This is a genomic window from Pirellulales bacterium (genome assembly GCA_035499655.1).
In the GTDB taxonomy this organism is placed as follows: domain Bacteria; phylum Planctomycetota; class Planctomycetia; order Pirellulales; family JADZDJ01; genus DATJYL01.
The window spans coordinates 1-4354 of the sequence record DATJYL010000151.1; the positions used below are offsets into that span (position 1 = coordinate 1).

Genomic DNA, 4354 nt, shown 5'->3' on the forward strand with positions numbered 1-4354 from the left:
GATTTTGGCGCTGGGGATTGGTTTGAATTGGACCGTGAGTTGGCACGACCGCGAAACACCGTCAGACCATGCAGAAATTGCTTCTACAACCGATCCACGCACCATCGTCGAAGTCGCAGTCGCCATCGGCAATGTTACGGATGCGGAAACCGGCAGCCAGCTAGCCCGACAGTTGACGGCTTTAACCGGCGCGCCACTCAACCCTCAACAAGCAGCGGCGCTGGAACAAGAAGTTCAGCGGCGGGTCAAAGGCGGATTTCTTGGCCGCAAGGAAGGGTCGTCATGAAAATTTGCTCCAAGCGCGCCTTCAAGCGAATTGCCATCGGCCTCGGGCTGCTGATTGGCCTGGCGCTCCTAGTAAATGGCGTGCTGGCTTGGCGTGCGCAACATCGCTGGAATCAGATGATTACCGACTTGCGCGCTGCCGGCGAGCCAACGTCGATTTCCGATTTGTCGCCCAAGCCGATTCCACCGGCTGACAATGCGGCGACTTACATCCAGCAAACAGCAGACGAACTAGCGGCATACTGGAAAGATTACGACAAGTTTGAACGTACACCGGCTGGCCAAGAATACGATCAAGCGCGGTATAACAGGGGTTTCCCTAACGCGGAACAGGTAACGGCGATGAATAAGATTCTGGACAAGCATGCCGCCATTCTGCCGGTTCTTGCCAAAGCAGCGCGGTGTCGGGAATATGCATCGCTATTGAATTTTCAACTCCCGGCGACGAAGTTTCTCGAATCTCTGATGTCAAACCAAAATGTCGGCACAATTCGCGGCGCTTTTAATTTTCTGTACTGGCATGCGGCAGCCAAGATTGCCGCCGGTAAGGTGGATGAAGCGACTGAATTGGGAATTCAAATGTTGCATCTGGCGACACTCTGCAGTCATGAACCGACGATCATGCAATACCTGCTCTCGATGGCCATGCGAGATTATGCCTATGAAGTAATCAACGCAGCCTTGCGGGCTGGCCCGATTTCGCCGGAAGTACGGCGCAATCTGGACGCAGCCTTGGCAGAGCAAGAAAGCCGGACGCCTTTACAGCACGCTCTGCGCAGCGACCGGGCATTTGCCATTTCGGAGTTGGAGTTGGAGGAGCAATCCGGGAAGATTCCGGCCTTTCTGCATTGGCCGATCACGAACTGGCAGTTAAACGTAATGAGTATTTTTGATGTTGCATTGTCTGCAGCCGCGCTGCCACCCGCAGAGTTTCATTGGAGCTGGAATCCGCAAAGGAGACGTGCAATGCCTACCCCACAAATTGCTGCGCTAGAAGGAAATAACCCTTTGGTAACAAGCGAGTTGGCCGTGTTTGAATCTGACACTCGAAATCTGCTGATCAGCCGCTGCTTGCGCGTACTCAATGCAATGGAAGCAATCCAGCAACAAGACGGGAAAGAGGTCGACGACATCGAACTGCTTTCCTTGCCACGCGAAGCGACTACCGACCCTATATCGCAAAAGCCCCTGCGGCTGAAGAAAACCGATCAAGGCTTGGTCATTTACTCGGTATGGTGGAACGGCGTGGACGACAATGGTCGATTCAATTACCGAACCGGCGACTGGGGAATAGGTCCGCCGGGCTACCCGATTGAACACGAATAACAATTGGCAAAATCGTTATGCCATACGCACAATATAAACAGCGTCATCTGACTGCCAAAATCAATAATCTGTACTGCCGTAGAAGGCCACCGTTTCAAGTCCAGTATTTCGGCGCACCAAATCTGCCAGTGCATCAACTTCTGCATCGGCGAGTGGTGTTACAAAGCTCTCCGCGGGGCGACGAGCCACCGTGTAGATTTGCACCAGCTTGATTTTTCCGCCGCCGGCGGTGATTTCGTTCAACCTATCGCAAAACGCTTCCTGCTCGGCCGGTGGCGGTGGTTGTCCACTCACGTTCATGAACAGGGCTTGAATCACCAGCGGGCGCACTTGGGCCGCTGCGGCAATGTTATCTAGAATTTGCTGAAACGGAATCGTCGTGCGATCGACAAGTTTGAAATACTCTTCTGTGCCGGCTTCCAGCTTGGCCCAAATTTCGCCGTTGTTCTCGTCCAAAATCGCCAGCCCCCGCTGAACATGCTCGCGGTGGAACATGCTGGCGTTGGTGATCAGCACCATTTTCACGTCGGCAAGCCGATGTTGCCGCTTCATCTCGGCACACTCAGCCATCAATTCGTCGAAGTTGCGATAGGTGGTCGGCTCGCCATCGCCGGAAAAAGCAATGTCGTTCAGACGACGTAGCGCCGGTGGAGTGTGGCGAAATTTTTCCGTTTGATAAATGTCACCCGATAGGATTAAACGCAGACCCATGTCGAGTTCGTCGAGCAATTGCCTGGTTTCCACAAACGTGTTCTCGGCCGCCGTAGTCCGGTCGACCTGGCAGTAAATGCAATCGAAATTGCATACCTTGTCGGGATTCAAATTCACGCCCAGCGACAGCCCGTGAGCCCGACGGCTCAGCACGGGATACACGAAGCGGAAATTTTCGAATGTCCGCTCGTGACGGGTAAACAGCGGAGTGCTTTCCGCACGGGGTTGAGACGTATTATCGGCGGCACTGGACATGACTTGATCAATCGAGGGAATGGTCGGCCGTCGGCAATGCAGTTGAGGCCCACGGAATCATACGCTGGAAACGGGGCAGATTAAATCCGTCGCAAGACTGTATACTCGTCCATCGTAATGGTCGTGAGCTCACCATCGTCGCGCTTAAGAATAATTACGTCGCTGTACACTTTGTCATCCGAATGCCGACAAAAGTGCAAGCCGTGCTGGCGGCGTTCGCAACGAACCACAGTGCCTACGGTTTTAGCCGTCCAGCGTTGTAAGCCCACTTTGACTTCATGGGTGGCTTCCACGCGGTCGCTGGGCTGAAGTTGAGCGAACAGTCGGCGCGACTGTGCTTCGGCCTGCGAAATGGGATAAGTCGGCACCGTCTCCAAGGCAGCCTCCGTGAACATTACACTTCTTTGGCGTTAATCCAGGGCATCAGTTTTCGCAGGCGGCGACCAACCACTTCCAGCGGATGCTCTCGGTCGGCTTTGCGCATGGCTTTGAACGCCGGGGCATTGGCCTTGTTTTCCAAAATCCATTCGCGAGCGAACTGGCCCGATTTGATTTCGTGGAGAATTTTTTTCATTTCGGCCTTGGTTTGTTCCGTGACAATGCGCGGGCCGCGGGTATAGTCGCCGAATTCGGCCGTGTTGGAAACACTGTAGCGCATGTAGTTGAGGCCGCCTTGATAAAATAAATCGACAATCAGCTTCAACTCGTGCATGCACTCGAAGTAGGCCATTTCGGGCTGATAGCCTGCCTCGACGAGGGTTTCGAAGCCTGCTTTTACCAGCGCGCTAACGCCGCCGCACAGGACCGTTTGCTCGCCAAATAAATCAGTTTCCGTCTCCTCGGCGAACGTGGTTTCGATTACGCCGGCGCGCGTACCGCCGATGCCCTTGGCATAAGCAAGGCCGATTTTTTTTGTGGTTTCGCTCGCACCCGGACTGAATGCAATGAGACATGGCACGCCGCCCCCTTTTTCAAATTCGCTGCGTACCAAATGGCCAGGGCCTTTGGGCGCCACCAGCAAGGCATCGACACCCGGCGGCGGCTCGACTTGACCGAAGTGAATGTTGAACCCGTGCGAGCACATCAGCACGTTGCCTTCCTGCAAATTCGGGCGAACATCGTTACGGTAGACATCGCCCTGCACTTCGTCCGGCAGGAGAATATTGATGATGTCGGCCTGCTTGGCGGCTTCCGCGGCGCTGACCGGTTTGAACTTGTGGCTGACGGCTAGTTCGCAGTTTTTGCTGCCCGGCCGCTGACCGACAATCACATTGCAGCCGCTATCGCGCAAATTTTGGGCTTGGGCGTGTCCTTGCGAGCCGTAGCCCAAGATGGCGATGGTCTTGCCTTTGAGAACGGAAAGATCAGCGTCGTTGTCGTAATAAATTTTGGCGGGCATTTTTGCTCAGTGGTCGGTTGACTATGGTCAGGGATCAGTTGATTGCAATTAGCCGCAATTCACTAAGGGAGCGGTTCCAGTATTCGTGCCATTTATGCTAAGGAACTTGCATCGTCGGTGTCCGGCATTCGAATGCCATCCGTGCCGGGCGCGGCGGCAGCCAAATCGGGCCGGCAAATGCCGCGCACCATGGCAATTCGCCCGGTGCGCGCCAGTTCCAGAATGCCAAACGGACGCATCATTTCGATGAACGCTTCGATTTTTTTTTCCTGTCCTGAAATCTCGACGATCACTTGATCTTTGGCGACGTCCACGATTCGGCCGCGAAAAATATCGCACAGCTCGCGGATTTCGCGCCGTTTGCCGCCGGTGGCCCGG

General features: G+C 54.7%; 6 protein-coding genes. 2 read left to right on the forward strand and 4 right to left on the reverse strand.

Going from position 1 to position 4354, the window contains the following annotated elements; all coding sequences use genetic code 11:
* On the forward strand, positions 1–286 hold a 286-nt coding region (locus VMJ32_10900; GenBank protein ID HTQ39529.1), incomplete at its 5' end, for a hypothetical protein.
* Complete coding sequence (locus VMJ32_10905) at positions 283–1611, forward strand: hypothetical protein (protein HTQ39530.1); 1329 nt, start codon at positions 283–285, stop codon at positions 1609–1611. The genes VMJ32_10900 and VMJ32_10905, both read left to right, overlap by 4 nt.
* Before the next feature lie 60 nt (positions 1612–1671).
* Here the strand turns inward: VMJ32_10905 and VMJ32_10910 are convergent, their stop codons facing one another.
* The 4 genes from VMJ32_10910 to ilvN form a co-directional block, all read right to left on the reverse strand.
* On the reverse strand, positions 1672–2577 hold the full coding sequence (locus VMJ32_10910; GenBank protein HTQ39531.1) for a radical SAM protein: 906 nt from the start codon (positions 2575–2577) through the stop codon (positions 1672–1674).
* An 80-nt stretch (positions 2578–2657) separates the two neighbouring features.
* Complete coding sequence (locus tag VMJ32_10915; protein HTQ39532.1) at positions 2658–2972, reverse strand: hypothetical protein; 315 nt, start codon at positions 2970–2972, stop codon at positions 2658–2660.
* Entirely contained in the window at positions 2972–3976 is a 1005-nt protein-coding gene (gene ilvC / locus VMJ32_10920; GenBank protein ID HTQ39533.1) for a ketol-acid reductoisomerase, read from the reverse strand. Before ilvC ends, VMJ32_10915 begins: the two co-directional genes overlap by 1 nt.
* 92 nt (positions 3977–4068) lie before the next feature.
* On the reverse strand, positions 4069–4354 hold a 286-nt coding region (gene ilvN / locus VMJ32_10925; protein ID HTQ39534.1), incomplete at its 5' end, for an acetolactate synthase small subunit.